Origin of the sequence: Fibrobacter sp. UWB3, assembly GCF_002210405.1 — a bacterium.
Taxonomy (GTDB): Bacteria; Fibrobacterota; Fibrobacteria; order Fibrobacterales; family Fibrobacteraceae; genus Fibrobacter.
The window spans coordinates 243,242-264,122 of sequence record NZ_MWQJ01000002.1 but is presented as its reverse complement, the minus strand read 5'-3'; the positions used below and the strand labels follow the sequence as shown (position 1 = coordinate 264,122).

At 49.6% G+C, this 20,881-nt stretch carries 17 protein-coding genes; 6 read left to right on the top strand and 11 right to left on the bottom strand.

Annotation, left to right across the window (positions count from 1 at the left end; all coding sequences use genetic code 11):
* Positions 1-2 precede the first annotated feature (2 nt).
* Positions 3-875, top strand: coding sequence for a PHP domain-containing protein (locus B7991_RS03685; RefSeq protein ID WP_088629647.1), 873 nt, complete (start codon positions 3-5; stop codon positions 873-875).
* On the top strand, positions 875-2,932 hold the full coding sequence (locus B7991_RS03680; protein ID WP_254917834.1) for a hypothetical protein: 2,058 nt from the start codon (positions 875-877) through the stop codon (positions 2,930-2,932). The genes B7991_RS03685 and B7991_RS03680 overlap by 1 nt, the downstream gene beginning before the upstream one ends.
* A gap of 24 nt (positions 2,933-2,956) precedes the next feature.
* Here the strand turns inward: B7991_RS03680 and B7991_RS03675 are convergent, their stop codons facing one another.
* A complete protein-coding gene (locus B7991_RS03675; RefSeq protein ID WP_088629645.1) occupies positions 2,957-3,955 on the bottom strand; it encodes a calcium/sodium antiporter in 999 nt (332 codons plus the stop codon).
* 6 nt (positions 3,956-3,961) lie between these two features.
* Entirely contained in the window at positions 3,962-4,957 is a 996-nt protein-coding gene (locus B7991_RS03670) for a porin family protein (RefSeq protein ID WP_088629644.1), read from the bottom strand.
* A 102-nt stretch (positions 4,958-5,059) separates the two neighbouring features.
* Here B7991_RS03670 and B7991_RS03665 point away from each other — a divergent pair, with 102 nt between their 5' ends.
* Both B7991_RS03665 and guaA read left to right on the top strand, forming a co-directional pair.
* Positions 5,060-6,616 (top strand): M17 family metallopeptidase, encoded by a 1,557-nt coding sequence (locus tag B7991_RS03665; protein WP_088629643.1) that lies wholly within the window; start codon positions 5,060-5,062, stop codon positions 6,614-6,616.
* An 89-nt stretch (positions 6,617-6,705) separates the two neighbouring features.
* Positions 6,706-8,541 (top strand): glutamine-hydrolyzing GMP synthase, encoded by a 1,836-nt coding sequence (gene guaA / locus B7991_RS03660; protein WP_088629642.1) that lies wholly within the window; start codon positions 6,706-6,708, stop codon positions 8,539-8,541.
* 67 nt (positions 8,542-8,608) lie between these two features.
* Here guaA and B7991_RS03655 read toward each other — a convergent pair whose 3' ends face one another.
* The 6 genes from B7991_RS03655 to B7991_RS03630 all read right to left on the bottom strand — a co-directional run bounded on the left by B7991_RS03655 (position 8,609) and on the right by B7991_RS03630 (position 14,578).
* A complete protein-coding gene (locus B7991_RS03655; protein ID WP_088629641.1) occupies positions 8,609-9,493 on the bottom strand; it encodes a hypothetical protein in 885 nt (294 codons plus the stop codon).
* Positions 9,494-9,495: 2 nt separating this feature from the next.
* Positions 9,496-10,146, bottom strand: coding sequence for a hypothetical protein (locus B7991_RS03650; protein ID WP_254917833.1), 651 nt, complete (start codon positions 10,144-10,146; stop codon positions 9,496-9,498).
* Positions 10,146-10,463: a multidrug efflux SMR transporter gene (locus tag B7991_RS03645; protein WP_088629640.1), complete on the bottom strand. Its 318-nt coding sequence runs from the start codon at positions 10,461-10,463 to the stop codon at positions 10,146-10,148. Before B7991_RS03645 ends, B7991_RS03650 begins: the two co-directional genes overlap by 1 nt.
* Positions 10,464-10,538: 75 nt before the next feature.
* A complete protein-coding gene (locus tag B7991_RS03640; protein WP_088629639.1) occupies positions 10,539-11,207 on the bottom strand; it encodes a hypothetical protein in 669 nt (222 codons plus the stop codon).
* Between the two features lie 156 nt (positions 11,208-11,363).
* The gene (locus B7991_RS03635; RefSeq protein WP_088629638.1) at positions 11,364-12,776 is read right to left on the bottom strand and encodes a glycine--tRNA ligase; all 1,413 of its coding nucleotides are present in this window, start codon (positions 12,774-12,776) and stop codon (positions 11,364-11,366) included.
* A 152-nt stretch (positions 12,777-12,928) separates the two neighbouring features.
* Positions 12,929-14,578, bottom strand: a complete 1,650-nt coding sequence (locus B7991_RS03630; RefSeq protein WP_088629637.1) for a hypothetical protein — start codon at positions 14,576-14,578, stop codon at positions 12,929-12,931.
* A gap of 282 nt (positions 14,579-14,860) precedes the next feature.
* Here B7991_RS03630 and hflX point away from each other — a divergent pair, with 282 nt between their 5' ends.
* Positions 14,861-16,060, top strand: a complete 1,200-nt coding sequence (gene hflX, locus B7991_RS03625; protein WP_088629636.1) for a GTPase HflX — start codon at positions 14,861-14,863, stop codon at positions 16,058-16,060.
* A 270-nt stretch (positions 16,061-16,330) separates the two neighbouring features.
* Positions 16,331-16,930, top strand: a complete 600-nt coding sequence (locus tag B7991_RS03620; RefSeq protein WP_088629635.1) for a phosphatidylglycerophosphatase A — start codon at positions 16,331-16,333, stop codon at positions 16,928-16,930.
* Positions 16,931-17,024: 94 nt separating this feature from the next.
* Here the strand turns inward: B7991_RS03620 and B7991_RS03615 are convergent, their stop codons facing one another.
* Genes B7991_RS03615 through fabF form a run of 3 tightly spaced genes read right to left on the bottom strand, consistent with a single transcriptional unit; the run spans position 17,025 to position 20,649 of the window.
* Positions 17,025-18,431 carry a sodium-dependent transporter gene (locus B7991_RS03615; protein WP_088629634.1) on the bottom strand — a complete coding sequence of 469 codons (1,407 nt, stop codon included), beginning with the start codon at positions 18,429-18,431 and terminating at the stop codon, positions 17,025-17,027.
* A 20-nt stretch (positions 18,432-18,451) separates the two neighbouring features.
* The gene (locus B7991_RS03610) at positions 18,452-19,405 is read right to left on the bottom strand and encodes a hypothetical protein (protein WP_088629633.1); all 954 of its coding nucleotides are present in this window, start codon (positions 19,403-19,405) and stop codon (positions 18,452-18,454) included.
* Positions 19,405-20,649, bottom strand: coding sequence for a beta-ketoacyl-ACP synthase II (fabF, locus tag B7991_RS03605; protein WP_088629632.1), 1,245 nt, complete (start codon positions 20,647-20,649; stop codon positions 19,405-19,407). The genes B7991_RS03610 and fabF overlap by 1 nt, the downstream gene beginning before the upstream one ends.
* Between the last annotated feature and the right edge of the window lie 232 nt (positions 20,650-20,881).

The window sequence follows — 20,881 nt, the reverse complement described above, 5'->3', positions numbered from 1 at the left end:
CCATGCAAAAGATGTTTTCGACAATCATCACCGAAAATGGCGGCTATGCAGACTTGCACATGCACACCAAGCTCTCCGACGGCACCCTGTCCGTTGACGAGTTGCTCATGCTTTGCAAGCGCAAGGGACTTCGTTGCATATCCATTACGGATCACGACAATCTCGATAGCTACAAGCTCGCCGAAGAGCCTGCCAAAGAAATCGGCCTCGAAATCATCCCGGGGATTGAAATTTCTGCCGTGTGGCAGGGCAAGGACATCCACATTCTCGGTTACTTCTGCGACCCGACAAACCTCGCCTTGAACATGGAACTCGAGGATTTCGCCAAGCAGCGCATTGCCCGCGTAAAGGCAATTATCAAGAAGCTGAACGCGCTTGGCATCGGCATCACGTTCGAAAAGGTGCATTCGTACTGCAAGGGCAAAATCATTGGACGCCCGCACATTGCGATGTCGCTCGTCGATGAAGAATACATCTCGAACTTCTCCGAAGCGTTCACGAAGTACCTCGGTGACGGTTGCATCGCCTTTGTCGAAAAGAAAGGCCTTAACCCCCAAGAAACAATTCGACTGATTGAAAATGCCGGAGGCATTGCCGTACTCGCCCACCCGTACAAGTCTGGGCTCAGCGACCAGTTCATCGAGAACATGGTGGAATGGGGCATCCAGGGCATGGAAGTCTACAGCCCGGCGCAAAAAGGCGCTGTTGGCCGCAAGTACAAGGAAATGGCACAAAGGTTCGGACTTGTGGGCACTGGCGGTTCCGACTTCCACACCGAAAACGGGACTTACCCCCCAGGTTGCATGAAAATGCCCTACACCGTCGTCCAGGCACTCCGAGAAAGGCGCGAAAAATCTCGTGCAGAATGGTTCTAATGAATCGTGGTATTCTTCTAATAGCTGTATTGTCGACGCTTGTCTCAAGCGTTTTTGCGGACGTTATTCACGCCAAACGCTACACGCTCCCGACACCGCAAGACTCCATCTTTGAAACGGTTAACGCACCCGATCCGGCTCCACGAGAAACCGACGCCGGCCGTTGGATCATTCCGCTGCGCGAAGTCATGCAACGCACGTACGACGTCTCGGGTCAAAAGTCCGAATGGGTGCTGGGCACGTCCATCCTTGGCAGTCCGGAACTCCATGCAAGGTCCCTTGGTATCGGGACGCTATCCAAACGTTACCCGAGCAAGCTTGCGGGCATATACACCACGCGCTTAAGCTATGACGGTTCGACGCTCGCCCTCAATGGCGAGAACGGAATCCTGTTTGAAGAACGCCGAGGTATCCCGGTTGACACCCCGATTACAGACATCAACTGGGAACGCAGCGCATTCGAAGGAAACGCATTGCGCCTTGATTTCCGACGCCTCATTACAGATTCCGTCACGCTCGATCTTGGATTGCAAAGCCATTCCAACCTGCTTTCGAAACCATTCGAATACCAGCCGGTGACGCATTCTCCGTTTTTTGCACTAGGCCGCGACTCGACAGATATTCCCTTTGGCGGGCGCAACATCGCCATGAACAGCATGCATATCCAACCAATTGTCACATGGCGTTTTGGCTACGGCAAGGCTTTCTTTAAGATAAACTATTTGAGTCTCGACAATGCCGACAACACAACGCATGAAGTACTGCTCGATACGCTCGATCCAACAGTCCGCAAATTCCAGACAGATCCGTACAAGATTGTCATTGAGACACGCACTTACGGAGGTGGCGTTGAATTTTACCCCATCAAGGATTTGACGCTCGGCACAGAAATCCATTATGGCAATCACGAAATGGAACTGCGCAATTTGCCTAAAATTCAAAAAAGCATTGACACCACTTATAACAACTACAATCTTCCGGTATATACATACGACTATTACGACACCAACAAGACCCGTAACTTTGAAACCATTCTCGGAAGTTTCGATATCCGCTACAACATGTTCCTGAATCCGAGAATTCATTTTGAATATGAATTTTTGAACACTCAAGAAACTGGAAACGACGATAAAAAGAAAGAATATTACCAGGACCGCGAAATCGGCTACGCCGAAGTTTCTGACACACTGTTCGGAAAGGCATTTTTCCGTGTTCAAGCAGGCATGCAGCGCAACAGTTCGCTTTTAGACACTGTTGAATTTGCACCGGCCTTCTCGATTGACGGAACATACATCCTCCCCTACCACTTGATGGCAACAGCATCGTACCGTCACGACAACAAGTTCCCCGACGTCACACAGCTCAAGCTGAACGAATCCGGCCGAGTATCGTTCCCAAACGAAAACCTCAAATACGAAGTTCGCGACCGTGCAACAGCCAATATCACATGGAAAATGCGCGACGTCTTTTATGGACTTGGCCTACGCTATGAACACGCCAACAACCTGATCAAGCCCAACTGGGCCATCAAAGGATACCTCGATTCCACAACGACTTACGACAACATTAACGATGTTTCGATGAGCGAAGTTACCGATTCCCTGGAATACGCATTCCGCTATGGGAATCTCGATCACGCGCACACACTCGACTGGATGATGCAAGTGGGGTTCCGTCTTGGGAACTGGAAATTCTACCTGGAACGCGGGCAAAAGATGACGCGCACCAAGCTGATCGATACGCCTTCGCTTTACTACAAAGGCAGTATCCATTGGCAAAATCGATTTGTGAAAGACAGGCTCGGCGTAAGTGTCCGCGTGGACTTCCAGTGGTTTAATAACCGCTATGACTGCACGATAGACGAGAACGGAAAGCCCAAGCTTGTCGAGCTCAACAAGTACTTGGCCATGGATTTCGAAGCTCGCATGCAGGTTCTTTCATTTGAACTGTACAACCGCATCGAGAACTTCAACCATAGCATCTACGCGCCGGAAGCCGGCTACACCCCCGAAGGGTTGCGCTTCGCTTACGGCATCGTCTGGACTTTTGGTAATTAGGAATGCGGAATTCGGAATTAGGAATTAAACGGTCTGGATTCCGAGCAGCACCAAATAAGCGACGTACAAGCTCAAGAAGAGCGCACCGCCAATTCGCCCAAAGCCACTCACGCGCTTGCCGTTCTTCTTCTTGACCGGAATGCAAATCAAGAAAAGAAATAGCGTCAGTGCCGACATGATCGGCACATCACGGCTCATCACTTCTGGATCAGCCACCTGAATCGGAGCAATGACAGATGCAAGCCCGACCACGACAAGCGTGTTAAAAATATTGGAACCAATTACGTTTCCAACGGCAAGATCATTCTCGCCACGGCGTGCCGCAGCAATCGAACTTGCCAATTCAGGGAGAGAAGTCCCCACAGCAACAATTGTAAGCCCAATGAGCAAATCACTCACACCCAATGCCTGAGCGACATTTACAGCGCCCCACACAAGCATTCGCGAACTTACGATTAAAAGCAAAAGTCCCATCAGCAAAAGCAACGAGGACCTGACGATAGAAACCTTTTCTGCAGAGCCGTATTCCGAGTCTAAATCATCTGCCGCTGCAGATTTTTTTCGTTTGCGCTTTTGCCTCAATTCACTCATGATGTTAAACGCCATAATTGCCACAAACGCAAGCAACAAGACGATACCATCCATACGCGAAACATTCCCGTCAATAAGCAAAAAGACCGTCAAAACAGTCATCGCGATGAGAATCGGGATATCACGCGACATCGCCTGCTTTTGTACGACCACGGGAATAATAAGCGCCGTTACGCCAAGGATTAGCGCAATGTTTGCAATATTGGAGCCATAAGCGTTTCCAAGAGCAAGCTGCGGAGTATCATTCAACGCAGACAAAACTGAAACGACCATCTCCGGCGCAGATGTTCCAAAACCGACAATCACCATCCCGATAAGGAATGTGCTCATGCCAAAAAAATGGGCCACGCCGACGGCCCCATCCACAAACCAGTCTGCACTCCAGACCAGAAGAACAAGGCCCACGACAATGGCCACAATAGATAGAATCATGTTATACTAGAATGCGTAGAAAGTTGCACCGACGGTGAACGACTTAGAAGACAGGTTGTTGACAGCCCATCCGTTATAGTCTTCGTACTGGTTGTTGATGCCCCAAGTAAAGCGAGCGTCAAAACCGACATAACGGTTAGCACGGATACCCAGGCCAAATACGATAGACCAGTCGATAGCCGAACGGCAGTCGTTATCCATCATGTCTTCCTTGATATTCACGGACTTATCCGAAGCCTTCAGCTTAAACTTGTCTGCAGTCGCAAAAGACGGCTGGACACCCACATCAAAGAAGATGCTGGATCTAGCACTCTTCAAGGAGAGGAGTATCGGAAGAGAAATGCGATACTGGCTAAACGTTACACGATATTCGCCATAAGTTTCCTTATAAACGTAATTATAGGTGTTGAGCACCTTGTCGTGTTCGAACATGACACCAGCCTTAATAGCCATGTTGTATTCATCCAACGGGAAGAGTGCAAAAGCACCTGCACTCCAGGCCAAGCCCGAATAATCGTCATATTCATAGCGGCCGTTATCGCCCATAAGGAACGCGCCACCAATAAAGCCCTGGACACCGAACGTAAAGTTCAGCGGGACAAGGCCACGTAGTTTGTCCATATCGGTCGAATCGGCAGTAGGAGCTTCAGTCACATAGATGGTCTTCACGACAGCGCCACTCGTTTCGACATCCGCAGGGGAATAAACCGGCTGGTAGACAAACTTTTTGGTCGTTGTCTTTTGGGCGACAGGCTTTGCAGCGTCGGCCCCACGAACGGCAGAAGGTTCTGCAAACAGATTTTCAGGAGCAAGTTCCTGTTCGACGGCGGTAAACTTATCTTGCGGAGCAGCCTGTACTGCAGGAGCGGCCTCAGCAGAGGCTTCTTGAGCAGGAGCTGCAGTCGGAGCTGCGGAAACAGCCGTTTCAGCAGGTGCAGCATTTTGAGCCATAGCGGCAGAAACCGCAAGAGCTGCCAAAATTCCAGTACATTTCAGATTCATATAATCCTCCAATGGTAATCACGTAATATTATAGTATTTTTATAATCGAAAAACCAATATAAAATACAAGCAAACCTTTGATAAAATACTAGATTACGCTATATGAAAACAAATATTGTATCTACAGCTTCGGGCAAAGCGAATGCATACGCCCTCTTTTTCGTGAAGAAATCTGTCCAGTTTTCCAACGTCCTTTCGGAAAGCGCAGAAAAGCAAGTTGAATCCGTCTTGAACGGCATGGAAGAGGGTCCGTTCGAAGACTTAGAGTTTTTGGAAATCGACAACCAGCCGACCATTTTTGTAAACGCCGCCAAGGAACGCGGCCTTTCGTCGCTCGACCACTTGCGCATGGCCGCCTACCGCCTCGCCAAGAAAGCAAGCAAGCGCCAGATTCCTGTCGTATCGATCATGCTTGCCGATGCAGCCCCGGAACAGTTCAAGAGCATTTTGCACGGTCTCCACTATGCAAGCTACAACTTTGACGCCTACAAGAGCAAAAAGAAAGAAGCCTTCCAGGTTACATACGAACTCGTCGCTGGTGATCAAACGGCTGAATTCAAGAAAATAGCCGACACCGTCGCTATCGAGCACAAGGCCATTGTCCTCGCCAAGAACCTCATCAACACAAGCGCTTCTGACCTTACGCCTGCAGAATTTGTCGAAAACGCAAATACCATTGCCAAGTACACTCCGGGCCTTTCGATCAAGGTGCGCAACATGAAGCAACTCGAAAAGGAAGGCTTCATGGGCCACGTGACCGTTGGCAAGGGCAGCTCGCATGAACCGTACATGATTACGCTCAGCTACGATGGAAGCAAGAGCGCACGCGGTAAGGCTGCTGCTAAAAGCGCGAATAAAAATGCGCGCACGTCCGCAGACCACTTGGTATTTGTCGGCAAAGGCCTTACCTTTGACACGGGCGGTCTCTGCCTCAAGCCGCCTAAATCCATGCCCGAGATGATCAGCGACATGAGCGGAGCCGCAACAGTGCTTGCTGCCATCCAGGCCATTGCAACGCTTGAACTCCCGATCAAGGTGAGTGCAGTCTGCTGCCTCGCCGAAAACGCCATCGGAAACAAGTCCGTATTGCCGGGCGACATCTTTACCGCCAAGAACGGAAAGACCGTGATGGTTGACAATACGGATGCTGAAGGCCGCTTGGTTCTCTCGGACGGCCTTGCCGAAGCAGGCCTCATCGGAGCAACGCACATTATCGATCTCGCGACACTTACGGGAGCCATGGTTCGCGCACTCGGTTACGCTGTTGCCGGATTCTTCAGCAATGACGACGATCTCGCCTTGAAGGTCATCAACTGCGGCGAAGCCTGCTGCGAAAAGTTCTGGAGCATGCCGCTCGAAGAAGAATACGCCGACGCATTGAAGGATCATTTCGCCGACCTCAAGAACACCGGAAGCGACGCCGGCGCCATTGCCGCCGCCCTCTTCTTGCAGGAATTCGTTCCTGAAAACACAGCTTGGGCACACTGGGATATCGCAGGTACAGCATTTGTAAGCAAGAGCTGGAAGTACACCGACTTCGGTGCAACCGGCTTTGGCGTACAAACGCTTATCGAACTTGCAAGACGCATGTCCGGCGTAGTTTGCGAAGAAGCCGCAAACAAAGATACAGATGGCGAATATGTCGCTGTAGAAGCATAAGCGGATTTTAAATAATTTGCTTATCAAATCCTCAAAGTGAGTATTATAAAACCTTCAGATTTCTGAAGGTTTTTCTATCTTTGCGATGTATGAAAAACGTTGATACTATTGCCGTTTTGGACTTTGGTGGGCAGTACGCTCACTTGATTGCCAACCGTGTACGCCGTCTCGGCGTGTTTACCGAGATTCACTCCCCTGCCGCCCCGGTTTCTGAACTCGAAGGTGTGAAGGGCATCATTTACAGTGGTGGTCCGTCCAGCGTTTATGCTGCAGACGCTCCGGAATACAATCCTGAAATATTGAACCTCCCGGTGCCGAAGCTTGGCATCTGCTACGGTCACCAGCTCATCGCCCAGCAGTTGGGCGGTCACGTGGAACCGGGCAAGGTCAAGGAATACGGCATTGCAGACCTTATCGTCGGCGATGAAAAGTGCCCGCTTTTGAAGGGACTCCCGAAGGCTTCCCCGATGTGGATGAGCCACGGAGACCAAGTCACAAAGCTTCCTGAAGGCTACAAGATCGTAGCCAGCACCAAGGACTGCGAAATCGCAGCCGTTGCATTCGATAGCGACAAGCCTGAACGCCAGATTTTCGGCATCCAGTTCCACCCCGAAGTCACGCACAGTAAGTTCGGCATGAAGCTTCTCGAAAACTTCGTCGACTTTACGGGTGCCAAGAAAACTTGGAACATGAAGAGCTACTTGCCGCTCATCACGCAGCGCATCAAGGACCAGGTCAAGGACCGCAAGGTGTTCTTGCTCGTGTCTGGCGGTGTGGACTCCACCGTTGCATTCGTGCTCTTGAACCGCGTACTCGGACCGGAAAAGGTTCTCGGCTTGCACGTGGATAACGGCATGATGCGCCTCGGCGAATCCCAGAAAATTATGGACTTCCTCACGAAGGAAGGTATGAACAACCTCAAGATCCGCGACGCCAGCGAACACTTCCTTGCAAAGCTCAAGGGCATAACCGCTCCCGAAACCAAGCGCGGCATCATCGGTAAGGAATTCTTGACGGTGAAGGACGAGGAAATGGCTAAGCTCAACCTCGATCCGAACGAATGGATGATGGCTCAGGGCACCATCTACCCCGACACCATCGAAAGCGGCGGCACCAAGAACGCTGACAAGATCAAGACGCACCACAACCGCGTGCAAGAAGTTCTGGACCTCATGGAAAAGGGCCTTGTGCTCGAACCGCTCGCAGACTTGTACAAGGACGAAGTCCGTGCCCTCGGCGAAGAACTCGGCATTCCGCACAACCTCGTGTGGCGTCACCCGTTCCCGGGTCCGGGTCTCGGCGTTCGTTTGCTCTGCAGCGAAGGCAAGCTCACAAGCGACATGGTAAAGTTCGAAGACGTGAAGGACACCGCTGGTCAGTCCCTCGCCGATTACCTCAAGGCAAACAACATTGCAGGCCGCATGCTCCCGATTAAGAGCGTGGGCGTCCAGGGTGACGGCCGTACTTACGCACAGCCGTTCCTCATCACGACTCCGGGCCTAAGCTGGAAGGATTGCGAAAAGTTCTCTACCGAACTTGCCAACCGCTTCAAGGCCATCAATCGCGTGATTTACCAGATTGGTAGCGTCGCCGATGAAGATCCGAAGCTTGTCGAACAGTACGCCACCCGCGAAAACTTCGATACGCTCCGCAAGTTCGATAACATATGCACAGAATTCTTGCAGGCCAACGACTTGTACGAAAAGATTTGGCAGATGCCGGTCGTGCTCGTTCCGCTCCGCACGGCAAACAAGCCCTGCATCGTGATGCGCCCGGTGAACTCCACCGAAGCCATGACGGCAAACTTCGCCGAAATCGACCAGGGCATGCTCGCCGGTCTTTGGCGCAAGTTCGAAGCCGAAGGCGCAGGCTCCCTGTGGTACGACGTGACGCACAAGCCGCCCGGAACAATTGAGTGGGAGTAACCACCAAAGGAGGTTAACCCCTCAAAAAAATTCAGCCGAATGAGACAAACTCATTCGGCTTTTTCTTTTACTTTTTCCGCTTTATCTTAAACAAAGTCTTGACTTGTAAAGAATCTTCAGTGCCATACATATCTGTGTAATGAGCCATCCACTTGACCGTTGTATCCTTTCGCGGCAATTCCGTCGAATCGGCATAAACATTCACATAGGACTGATACGCAATTAATTTTTTCGGATAATCGATATACACGGTTTTTGTACAGCTAGATATTTCAATGAGATAAATCCCATCCGAAATAAACGTCGTATCCGCTTTACGTGTACCATCTTCTCCATCTAGTACAAGTAACTGCCCTGAATTTTTAGAAACATACGCCCAATCAGGCAAACCGCTGTATTCTATATAGTATGCATCAACAAATTTCCGGGATTCACCCTTTAACTTTTCGGATTCATAACTCGTCGGTTCAACAATTACCGTATCAAAGGCTGCTTTTAGCTTTTTCGAATCAAATTTGGGGATTTCAACATAAGGCGGAATATAATCCATCAGTCGATTTTTGCCATAGTTGATGTAAGTCGTGTCACCACGCTTGATTTCTACCTTCTGGTGAGTTACCGGCTCGTCATCCGATTTAACGGACGCTTCTGCTTTTGAATACACAACTCTGCAAGTCGAATACGTTTTCTTTAAGGTACATTCAAAATATCCCTTCCAAAGATTGCAGGACATTTTATCGGTTGTCGCGGTCACCGTATCCAATTTGTCTTTGCCAGAGAAATACACAAAGCTATAGGCCTTGGTATTTACGAACGCAGTATCGCAAACAACATCTTCAGGGCAGCCCAAATTTTCGCCATTTATAACTTCGCCTCCACAGGCAAGGAAGGCAACAGCAGCAAACGCAAAGGCAGAAACTATCGAATAACGACTTAATGTTTTCAACTTCATAATCACTCGCAATCCAAGCAGGTCCATTCCACTACACCATCGCCATTGCCATCAAATCGTTCGCGGGTGTACTTTTCGATGTCGATGAGGAATCCAATTTCGCCAGCATTTTCAGTGCAGCATCCATCGCAATCGCTGTCGGAGCACATGTCATAAACCACGGCGTCAATCGTGGAGCCGTTCATGCGGAGCCTAAAAGTCTTAAGCTTATACTGATTCCAGTCCTTTTCGTGAACGGCAATGATGTTGTGCTGACTCACCCATTCTTCGGTCATTTGACCTTCAACGCCAGCAAAGTAACCCGCCCAGGTGCAGCCATTGTACTCAATGCATTCTTCACTATCCGGTTCCGGCCATGACGTGTACCAAGTAAGATTCGCCTGATGCCAAACGGTATCCGCGACTGTTTCACTTGATGAAGACTGTGCGACATTTTCCGTGCTACTACTAGATGGCGTTCCCGGAACAGAGTCCGGGATGACAACGCCTGAAGAAGATTCCGGCACTTCGGCAGGCTCAGAGACCTTAGAATCCGGGATGACAGTGCTGGATGACAATTCCGCGGAGTTCCATACAGCCGACGCATTCTCATCGCTACAGGCAACAATTCCACCAACAATAGCGACAATCGCAAAAGCCTTCAAAAAATTCATCAGTGCACATCCATTTTAGAGAACAGGTTCAACACAACGACTCCCGATACAATCAGGAACAAGCCAATATAAGCACCAATATCTGGCACCTGCTTAAAGGCTACAATTCCGATTATAGTAATAAAAGCAACCCCAAGTGCAGACCAAATCGCATAAGCGACCGCAATTGGGATGACTTTTAGGCAAACGCTCAAGAAATAAAGGGATGCCACATAGCAAATGAGCGAAGCTACCGTCGGCACAACACGCGTGAACTGTTCCGAAAATTTCAAAAGCGTTGTCCCCGCCGTTTCGCAGACAATCGCAAGCAAAAGCATTAAATAGTACAATTCAGCACCTCCTTCTATTACAAAATAATAAATTTCGTACAAAAAAAAGTAGGTAGCCTCAATTTACATAATCGCTATACCTAGGCTTATTGCGAATATGTGATTTATGTAGTAGTTCTCATATTTGACATCACGGTATTTATCGGAGAACGACCCAAATTCCGCAATATACTTAAGACGAAGCATAAGTCCCAAATTAAAACCGATTTCACCCGCATTAATATAGCCCGAATCAAAGCGAAAATCTACGTTTCCTCCCATGATAAACGTAGAAAATTGCATATCGTCAGCGCCATTATTGAAGATATTTCCTCCAATACCAATAAAAGGCTGCAGTTCCACATAACGCGTATTGAATACCGCGTAACCCAAAGTAAGCCCAAGGGATTCGTCCGTTGCTTCATTGTCGCGATCATATTCGGTAAAGTAACCATCGTCGTAGAGGTATGGGAAACTATGTATCAATCCCCAACTGTAGTAAAAGCCTACCGCCACTCGTGAAAGCTGCAATTCGAAATCAATAATGAACGGAAATCCCATCTTCACATCAAGATACTTATTCACATCACCCGTAGTAGTACCAACCCACGAGCCAAAGAATAAAGCGATATCGATCCAATAGCTCCGTTCGTCATCGGAACTTTTCCCAGATGTACCGACTGGTTCTGCCCACAGGCAGGTCGATGCAAGCAGTAGAATGGCCAGCAGACTTTTAAATTTGTTCAGAATCATTTGGCAGAAATATAAAAAAAGAACCCGTTTCCGAGTTCTCTTTTTACAAACATACCTCCGACAAGGAGATGCCCGCCGGAGTTCACCCCGGACTGTGTTCCGGGGCGGGCATGACAATTGTGGAGCAAAGCGCCACCATTGCCTACAGCCTACTAATTAGCAGCCGAGCTTTTCGAAGAGGTAAGCTTCGAGCTTGTCGATAGCGACGAGTTCCTGCTTCATGGAGTCGCGTTCGCGAACAGTCACGTAGCCGAGCTTTGCCGGATCGGATTCACCCTCGCCAACAGTGTCGAAGTCAACGGTCACGCAGAACGGCGTGCCGAGTTCGTCCTGACGGCGGTAGCGCTTACCGATGGACTGCGTTTCGTCGTATTCGACGTTCCAGCGGTTGAGGAGCTTCTGATAAAGTTCTTCGGCCTTTTCCTTGACCTTGCCCTTCTTCACGAGCGGGAGCACGGCGACCTTGACCGGAGCAACCTTCGGATCGAAGTGGAGCACGGTACGTTCGTCGTTTTCGAGCTTTTCGACTTCGTAAGCGTTGCAGAGAAGCACGAGGAGCAAACGTTCCACACCGAGAGACGGTTCGACAACGTACGGGATGTAGCGTTTGTTCTGGACCGGGTCGATGTATTCCTGCTTGACCTTGGATTCGTTCTGGTGCTGCGTGAGGTCGTAGTTCGTACGAGAAGCAATGCCCCAGAGTTCGCCCCAGCCGAACGGGAATTCGTATTCGACGTCGGTGGTGCCGTTGGAGTAGTGAGAAAGTTCTTCCTTGGCATGTTCGCGGAGGCGGAGCTTTTCCTTCTTCACGCCGAGATCGTTCACGAGCCAGTCGAAGCAATACTTGCGCCAGAAGTTGTACCATTCAAGTTCGGTACCCGGTTCGCAGAAGAATTCAAGTTCCATCTGTTCGAATTCGCGAGTACGGAAAATGAAGTTACCCGGAGTAATTTCGTTACGGAAAGACTTACCGATCTGACCGACACCGAACGGGATGCGCGGGCGGACGTTGTCAACGATGTTGCGGAAGTCCACGAAGATACCCTGAGCGGTTTCCGGACGGAGATAAACCTTGTTGCCTTCGCCTTCAATCACGCCAATTTCAGTCTGGAACATGAGGTTGAAAGCACGCGGCTTTGTCCAATCGGTCTTGCCGCAAGTCGGGCATTCGATCTTGTTGTCCACCATCATCTGGTGAACTTCGTCAAAATTCTTGCCAGCGCAGCAGCCTTCACCGAGCTTTTCTTCGAGGAGCTGGTCAGCGCGGAAACGTTCGTGGCAAGCGAGGCAGTCCACGAGCGGGTCAGAGAAGTTACCCACGTGGCCAGAAGCCTTCCAAACGCGGGGGTTCAAAAGAATAGAGCTATCGAGACCAAGCACATCGTGGCGGGAAGTCACGAACTTCTTCCACCAAAGATTCTTGATGTTGCGCTTGAGTTCCACGCCATACGGACCGTAGTCCCAAGTGTTGGCGAGGCCGTCGTAAATTTCGGAGCCGGGGAAAATGAAGCCGCGGCGTTTGCAGAGGGAGATGATGTCCTTGAGGGCATCCTGAACTTTCTTTGCCATTATATATCCTTTATCGGCCGTGCCCATGAGGCATGTTTTGGCCGGACTAGGAACCTACCTGGATGATAGGCCCTGACGGGGACAAATATAGAAAAAAAAAGACCCCACTTGCGCAGGGTCTAGTTTGCTCATGGAGTCTTAAAACATTTCACTTATCGAGCATTCACAATCCTCTGCTCAGACCCAATGCGAAGCACATAGGCCCCACTCTGAGGAACATTCACCGAGAAGTTAGCGGCGTCAACGCGAGCGTTGTAAATCACGCGGCCCTGCATGTCGAGCAAATTAATGTCGCTTCCAATTTTAGCGCCCGAAATCTTGAGATTGCGGCCATTCACGACAGCCGTGAATTTTGCAATAGGCGCAACCTTTTCAAGCTTCATTCCCGGATTAAACTTTGTCCAAATTCTAGACTTGCACACAAACACGGTCTTGAGCTCTGTCACATAATACGTCATATTTTCGCGCTTGACAGTGCAACTCGGCATATCTTCTTCGGTGCCCACAGCTTCGACAACGATATCAGGGATAACGCTGGAGCTAGATACAGCCTTCGAACTTGAAGATGTTGATTTTTTGCTGCTAGAAGAAGTGGCTTTGGCACTCGAGCTAGACGAGGACTTTTTACTACTAGAAGAAGCAGGCTTTGCGCTTGAACTGGATGCGGCCTTTGCACTGCTAGAAGAAGCGGCTTTGGCACTCGAGCTAGATGCGGCCTTTGCACTGCTTGAAGATGCAGGCTTAGCACTCGAGCTAGACGCAGCCTTTGCGCTGCTAGAAGAAGCGGCTTTGGCACTCGAGCTAGACACAGCCTTTGCACTGCTAGAGGAAACAGATTTTGCGCTTGAACTGGATGTGGCCTTTGCGCTGCTAGAAGAAGCGGCATTGACACTCGAACTAGACACAGCCTTTGCACTGCTTGAAGATGCAGGCTTCGCGCTTGAGCTGGACACAGCCTTTGCACTGCTAGAGGAAACAGATTTTGCGCTTGAGCTGGACTCAACCTTTACACTGCTAGAAGAAGCGGGCGTTGCACTTGAGCTAGAAGAAACTACAACCTCACTCGATGAGCTCGATGCAATCACGGAGCTAGAACTAGAAGCTGCCTGTTCACTGCTAGAAGAGGACTCTTCTGCACTAGACGAAGATAAATCAACAGATTCAGCAACAAAAGATGCAGTAACTTCAACATCAAAATTCGGCATGTCAAAAGCGCAGCTACCTTCAACAGCGTTACCGCCCATTCCCCACATGCCAGGAATTTGCGAGCCAGGTTCTACCTGAGTGCAAGGCACTATTGTACCATCATCAAGGTTCTTGCTTACGCGAATCGAAGCAAGCTTAAAGCCATTGGCGGCACTCGGACTTACAGTAACTCTTGTACCCGGCTTGGTACGATCCCTATAACGGTCATTAAACGCAAGAGATACATTTCCGTTATCTGTATTTTTAACAATAAGGAAATAGCGAAGCGATTCAAACGAAGCTGTCACATAAACATCATGATTTGGCATCAAGAACTGCGCATCATTTTTTTCTGTCGTAGAAACAGTTCTTTGATCACGAGCATCGCCGTATGCATCATAAACGGTAAAGCCTTTAAATACTTTTCCATCAGGGATTATCGGTGTTACGCTAAGCCATGAGCCTGCAGGCGCTTCACTGACAACAGCTTGATTCAGCATAACGTTGAACGACTGTTCTTCGTCACTACCGACTTTATTAATTTTGTAATTTTGAGCATAGACGCTCATGGCGAACGCAAACGTCGCCCCCATTCCAAGGCAGATATATTTCCTCATACAAATCCCTAACTTTTGTATCCTCAAATTTAGTATAAGTTTTTTCATGTGCAATATATCACAATAAACGAAATATTACAAATAAGCAATTTGTATGCAAATAAACATTGAAAAAATTTCAAAAAACACATTTCCGAAATATTGAGAAATTCAGAACACCACAAATTAGGTAAACAAACCATTACAGTCTTTTTAATAGATTCACCATATTCCATTTTAGTCCGTAAAAAAAACGCTTTTATTTTTTGATATATTTCAACCGTATTTATAACGAAAGAGAATATGGAAGAACCAAAGAAAAAAGGCGCTAAACCGGTCGAGCACAAGAAAGAGCAAGAACGATGCATTCTCGTAGGCATCGCGACCCCTAAAGTTCGTCCGTGGCTTGCAGGCGAGCAACTTGCAGAACTCGGTCGCCTCGCCGAAACCGCAGGCGCATACGTCACTCGCAGCTTTTTACAACGCGTACAGAACTTCAGCCCGGCAACACTCATTGGCGAAGGCAAGGTAAACGAAGTCAAACGCGCTCTCGAAGAAGACAACGCTAAGATGGTCGTGTTTGACGACGACCTCTCGGGTTCGCAAGTGCGCAATCTCGAAGAACGCATGCCCGGCATCAAGGTTCTCGACCGCACGGGACTTATTCTCGATATTTTCGCAAAGCACGCCGTCACGGCAGAAAGCCGCCTGATGGTTGAAGTGGCACAATTGCAGTACATGATGCCGCGTCTCACCGGTGCGTGGACGCACCTTTGCCGCCAGCACAATGGCGGCATCGGCACCAAAGGGCCGGGCGAGACGCAGCTCGAAACTGACCGCCGCATGATCCGCAAGCGCATCCAGGAACTCAAGAAAAAGCTTGAGAAAATCGAAGATGCCCGCGAGCAGCAAGCAGATAAACGAAATGACATTTTCCAGGTCGGCATTGTCGGCTATACGAACGCGGGCAAGTCCACGCTCACGAACCGCTTAACAGGCGCCGACGTTTATGTTGAAGACAAACTCTTTGCAACGCTTGACAGCACTACGCGTAAGCTATTCCTCGATGGCGAAAACATCATCCTTTCCGATACAGTCGGATTCATCCGCAAGCTTCCCCACAACTTGATTGAAACATTCAAGAGTACGCTCGGCGTGGCCGCCCATGCGGACTGCATCTTGGAAGTCGTTGATGGAAGCGCCCCGGACTACCGCGATCATTTGGAAGTCACGCACAATACGCTCGAAAGCATCATCGACAAGGATACTCCGAGACTCCGCGTATTCAACAAGGTCGAAGTTGCCGACGAAGCACGCCGCACAGAACTCTTGCAGAACTATCCTGACGCCATTCAAATCAGCGCAAAGGAGAACATCGGCATGGAACGTCTGCGCGCAGCCTTCAAGGAACAGCTCGAACGCTGGCACGAGAAGCGAGCCGCCGCCGAGAAGCACGAAAAAGAAATCGCCGAAGCCCCGTGGCCGCCGGAGGTAGGGGGATGAGGTGTGAGGTCGGCACGTTGTGCCTCTGGGGTATGGGCTCGAGGCTTACGCCACTCTGAGGCATGAGGCTTTTAGAATTAAACTTCATGATTCGTCATTCTGAGCGGTGAGAAACCGCGAAGAATCCAGTCAAGTTTCAAATCGCCCTGGATGCTTCGTTACACTCAGCATGACGAAAAAACATAACGACCCAATCAAGCAATGACCAATGACTAATGACTAACGACCATTCCCCCTAACCACTAACCACTGTTTACCAACCACTTCATCATGAATAAACAAGAACTTAAAGAAAAGTATGGCAAGAAGCGCGTTCCGCACGAATGGCGCAAAACCGACAAAATTTCAGCATTGATTACGACATTTTTCGGCTCAGGCATGAGCCCGAAAGCGCCCGGCACCATGGGAAGTCTGGCTGCAGCAATTGTCGCCTACCCCATAGCAATTTTTTCACAATCGCACTTAGGGCAAGACGAAGTTCTCTACATCGGCGGCACGAACTTCGGTATTTTCATAAGCCTGACCTTCCTTGCTGCCGCATTATTCGTCTTTTTCGCCGCCATTCCATTTGTGAAAAAAGCCATGAAAGATACCGGCACCGAAGACCCTGGCTGGATCGTGATTGACGAAGTCTGCGGGATTTTCATGGCACTAGCTTTCGTTCCGTGCGATGTCATTATACACAGTCCTTGGATTCTCGCGCTTGCATTTGGATTGTTCCGCTTTTTCGATATTCTCAAACCGCTCGGCATCCATAAAATGGAAAAACTCCCCGGAGCTTGGGGAGTCATGGCAGATGATCTGCTCGGCGGATTTTACGCAGGCATTCTGCTTTGCTTTGCCTTAACATTAATTGTTTCATTCAGCTAAAAAAGGTGATGCCCGCTCGGAGGCGGGCATGACATACAAACAACGCCCGCGCAGTTCATTCTGGCGGGCATATTAAGCGATTTACTAAACGATTTTATTCAAATATCTTGTTGTACAAACCCGGTGCGAACTTCTGCATGTACCCGAGCACGAAAATCACGGAAATGATAATCGGCAAGCCCCACTTGAAGTAGAGATGCAAAATCTTTAACTTCGGGAACTTCATGCCCACACCCAAATTCGCTTCAGAGATAAACTTGAACTGTCCCCAGCCATAGCGGGAGTTGCAGAACAGCACAAAGATAAGCGAACCCAGCGGCAAAAGCGTATTCGAAACGAGGAAGTCTTCCAAATCCAAAACGCAGCTGCCAGGGCCAAACGGTTCAAAACCCGAAAGCACGTTAAAGCCGAGCGCACACGGGAGCGACAAAATCGTAATTGCGACAAAGTTCCACTTCACCGCCTTCTTGCGTTCCACATTGCGCACATCCATCCAGTAAGCGACAATATTTTCAAACACCGCCACAAGCGTAGAAAGCGCTGCAAACGACATAAAGAGGAAGAATGCTGCACCGCAAACACGACCTGCCGGCATCTGCGCAAACACGTTCGGAAGCGTTGCAAAAATAAGCCCCGGACCAGCATCCGGCTTGAGTCCAAACGCAAAGCACGCCGGAATAATGATAAGCCCAGCAATCAAAGCGACACCTGTATCAAGCACGCATATATGAGCAGCTTCGGTCAAGAGCGAATGCTGTTTCTTGATGTAGCTACCGAAAATGCTCATGGAGCCAATGCCAATGCTAAGCGTAAAGAACGACTGGCCAAGAGCCGCAAACACGACCTCGCCAATCCCCGCTTCCTTGAGCTTTGCAAAGTCCGGCAACAAGTAGAACTTAAGGCCTTCGCCTGCACCAGGGAGCGTGAGCACACGAACCATCAAGATGAGCATAATGATAAGGAGCGCAGACATCATCGTCTTCGTGATGCGTTCCACACCGCGCTGGAGTCCAAGCGCCACAATCGAAAGCCCAGCAAAAGTTGCAACGACCATCCAGAACGAGAGCAAGGGGCCATTTCCGAGCATTTTGCCAAACTCAGCACCGACTTCTGCAGGCGTCATCTTCATGAGGTCGCCCATCGTCACCATGCGGTAGAAGTAATAGAGCATCCACCCCGTCACCGTCGTATAGAACATCATGAGAAGGTAGTTACCGGCAATCATCGGAATCCCCGCATAATGCCACTTGTGCCCAGGCTTTTCAAGGATGGCGAACGAACGGCCCACGCCACGCTTAGACGAGCGGCCAACCGCAAATTCCATCACAAGAATCGGGAATCCGAAAATCAACAGGAAGAAGAGGTAAATCAAAACAAAGGCGGCACCGCCATACTGCCCCGTGATAAACGGGAAACGCCAAACGTTGCCAAGACCGATGGCGCAACCGGCAGCAATCAGAATAAAACCAAGACGGGACTTAAAGTTTTCTCTTTCTGTCATCATTTACCTCATGCACAAATCTAGAACTTAATCGGGTAAAGCAAGTACCAGTGGAACTCCGGATACACCTGAATCGTAGGCGCCGGGAGCTTAAAGTAGTTCAGCATCTTGATGGCAAAACGCGCAAAACGGCTTTGCGGACGGAATGCTTCAAGGTCATAATCCAAGGCGACATAAACTTCACGACGCGGATGCGGTTCCTTGGTAAAAACCTTCTCGTCAATGCTAAGACCAACGGCAATGGCAAGCCAGCTCGGATAATACTTGCGAGCCGATTCCGGCAAAAGCCTGTAGGGCTTGACCGAAAGCCAGAACGTCTGGTTCACGTAGTCATCCGTAAACACGCCGCCCGAAGCCGCATGATTCGAATCATAATAAGCATTGGAATTAATCCAGTAGCTCCATTTGAGGTCTATATATTTAAATAGGGGCACATAGCGTTCCGCCATCGGCAAGAATCCGCCAAGCCCACCCGAAAGCACGTCAAAAATGCTAAAGCCCCACGTCGGAGCAAAGCCATCCTTGACATCAATGGCAATATGCGTTGCCAAAGCGGATAAACCCGCAAACAAATAGGACTGGAATTCGCTAGCCCCTGCCCAGTGGTAGCCTTCGTAAAAGAACTCGCCAAGGACAACGCCTGCCGCAAAATGGCCAAACTTGTCCAAATTCAGCGCATAATCAAAGTCGTTCTCAAAATGGAAATGGGTGCGTTCATCATCCCACCAGCCCTTTTCAAAGACAAAGCCATAGGCCGCGCCATAGGCAATCAGAGTGAGAGACGCCACGCCAAAAATCTTAGCAGGCTCGATTTCCGACTTGATATCGGCAGAATCTTCACTCCGGTAATCCCAGGTCGAATCGCGCCACGTGAGCGGATCCCCTGGAGACGACAAAGCTGCCGCCGGGAACACCAGCGACAGCATAAGCACAAACGCGAGTAAGCCAATAGCAGAACTGTTGGACTTACGCATTAATTCCTCGCAAAGATAATAACTCCATTTTGGCCTCCGAAGCCAAAGCCGTTGCTCATAGCGTAGTCAATCTTCTGGTTGACGGCACCATTTGCGCAGACATCAAGATGAATAGCCGGATCCTGGTCGAACACGTTGAGCGTACCGTGAACCTTCTGATTCATAACGGACATGATGGTCACAACGGATTCGAGAGCACCTGCAGCACCCAGGCAGTGGCCGAGCATGGACTTCGTCGAGTTGACCTTGAGGTTGTCGAGAGCCGATGCAGAGGACTGCTTGAAGAGCGTTTCGATGGCAGAGCATTCTGCAATGTCACCGAGCGGTGTGGATGTACCGTGAGTGTTAATATAGCTAATATCCTTAGCTTCGATGCCAGCTTCCTTGATAGCGTTAGCCATTGCGAGCATCACACCCTTGCCATCCGGACGCGGAGCGGAGATGTGGTGAGCGTCAGAGCTTGCACCGACACCAGCGATACGGGCGAGAATCTTTGCACCACGAGCCTTAGCGTGAGATTCGCTTTCGAGCACGAGGACTGCAGCACCTTCACCAATCACAAAGCCATCGCGATCCTTGTCGAACGGGCGAGAAGCCTGTTCCGGAGCATCATTGCGCTTGCTGACGGCCTTCATGCTGGTAAAGCCAGCGAGGCTGAGCGGGTTCACCGTTTCGTCGGCACCACCAGCGAGCATCACATCGCAGCGGCCGAGACGAATCATGTCATAGGCATTGGCGATGGAGTGGTTGGAAGTTGCGCAAGCGGAAGTGACCGTGTAAGACGGACCCATCCAGCCAGTCTTGTTGCAGACTTCACCAGCCGGCATATTCACGATAGCCATCGGAATATAGAACGGGGAAACACGGGACGGGCCACGAGTGCTAAGAGCCACAGCGGCGTCATAGCAATACTGCAAACCACCGATACTGCTACCAATGATAGCACCGCAGCGTTCCGGATTTTCATTTTCCGGAGCAATGCCAGCCTGGCGCAAAGCCTGGAAGGCAGAGTAAACAGCATACTGGATGCAACGGGAGAACCTGGACTGGTCTCTGGTGCTGTAGATTTCCGAAGCGTCGAACTCACGGATTTCGCTAGCCATGCGAGAGGTGTAAGCCGAAGCGTCGAAACGCTGAATGGGAGCAATGCCAGACTTGCCCTGGAGCAAGTTCTGCCACAATAATTCGGGGGAGTTTCCGAGAGAGGAAACGCAGCCCATACCTGTAATAACAACATTTTCCATAATGTGCCAAATATAATAAAAAAAACGGTAACATTTTCGTAAGCGACGCAAGAAAAAGACAATTTGTAACAAAAAATTACATTTTCAAGAATATTTTTATAACTTTGCAAGAATTTATCCATATATATAGCATTTTCTTTTATTTTAATTACGCAATACTCACAAACCATTATTAGTCATTAGTCAGTAGATATAGTCCCCTGTGTCATCCCGAGCGCAACGTAAGTAGAGT

Coding starts and splice junctions, on each gene's coding strand:
- B7991_RS03675 (WP_088629645.1), bottom strand. CDS start 3,955: ATGATTCTATCTATTGTGGCCATTGTCGTGGGCCTTGTTCTTCTGGTC.
- B7991_RS03610 (WP_088629633.1), bottom strand. CDS start 19,405: ATGCGTAAGTCCAACAGTTCTGCTATTGGCTTACTCGCGTTTGTGCTT.
- B7991_RS03680 (WP_254917834.1), top strand. CDS start 875: ATGAATCGTGGTATTCTTCTAATAGCTGTATTGTCGACGCTTGTCTCA.
- B7991_RS03640 (WP_088629639.1), bottom strand. CDS start 11,207: ATGATTCTGAACAAATTTAAAAGTCTGCTGGCCATTCTACTGCTTGCA.
- B7991_RS03685 (WP_088629647.1), top strand. CDS start 3: ATGCAAAAGATGTTTTCGACAATCATCACCGAAAATGGCGGCTATGCA.
- B7991_RS03645 (WP_088629640.1), bottom strand. CDS start 10,463: ATGCTTTTGCTTGCGATTGTCTGCGAAACGGCGGGGACAACGCTTTTG.
- B7991_RS03655 (WP_088629641.1), bottom strand. CDS start 9,493: ATGAAGTTGAAAACATTAAGTCGTTATTCGATAGTTTCTGCCTTTGCG.
- B7991_RS03630 (WP_088629637.1), bottom strand. CDS start 14,578: ATGAGGAAATATATCTGCCTTGGAATGGGGGCGACGTTTGCGTTCGCC.
- B7991_RS03670 (WP_088629644.1), bottom strand. CDS start 4,957: ATGAATCTGAAATGTACTGGAATTTTGGCAGCTCTTGCGGTTTCTGCC.
- fabF (WP_088629632.1), bottom strand. CDS start 20,649: ATGGAAAATGTTGTTATTACAGGTATGGGCTGCGTTTCCTCTCTCGGA.
- B7991_RS03635 (WP_088629638.1), bottom strand. CDS start 12,776: ATGGCAAAGAAAGTTCAGGATGCCCTCAAGGACATCATCTCCCTCTGC.
- hflX (WP_088629636.1), top strand. CDS start 14,861: ATGGAAGAACCAAAGAAAAAAGGCGCTAAACCGGTCGAGCACAAGAAA.
- guaA (WP_088629642.1), top strand. CDS start 6,706: ATGAAAAACGTTGATACTATTGCCGTTTTGGACTTTGGTGGGCAGTAC.
- B7991_RS03615 (WP_088629634.1), bottom strand. CDS start 18,431: ATGACAGAAAGAGAAAACTTTAAGTCCCGTCTTGGTTTTATTCTGATT.
- B7991_RS03665 (WP_088629643.1), top strand. CDS start 5,060: ATGAAAACAAATATTGTATCTACAGCTTCGGGCAAAGCGAATGCATAC.
- B7991_RS03650 (WP_254917833.1), bottom strand. CDS start 10,146: ATGAATTTTTTGAAGGCTTTTGCGATTGTCGCTATTGTTGGTGGAATT.
- B7991_RS03620 (WP_088629635.1), top strand. CDS start 16,331: ATGAATAAACAAGAACTTAAAGAAAAGTATGGCAAGAAGCGCGTTCCG.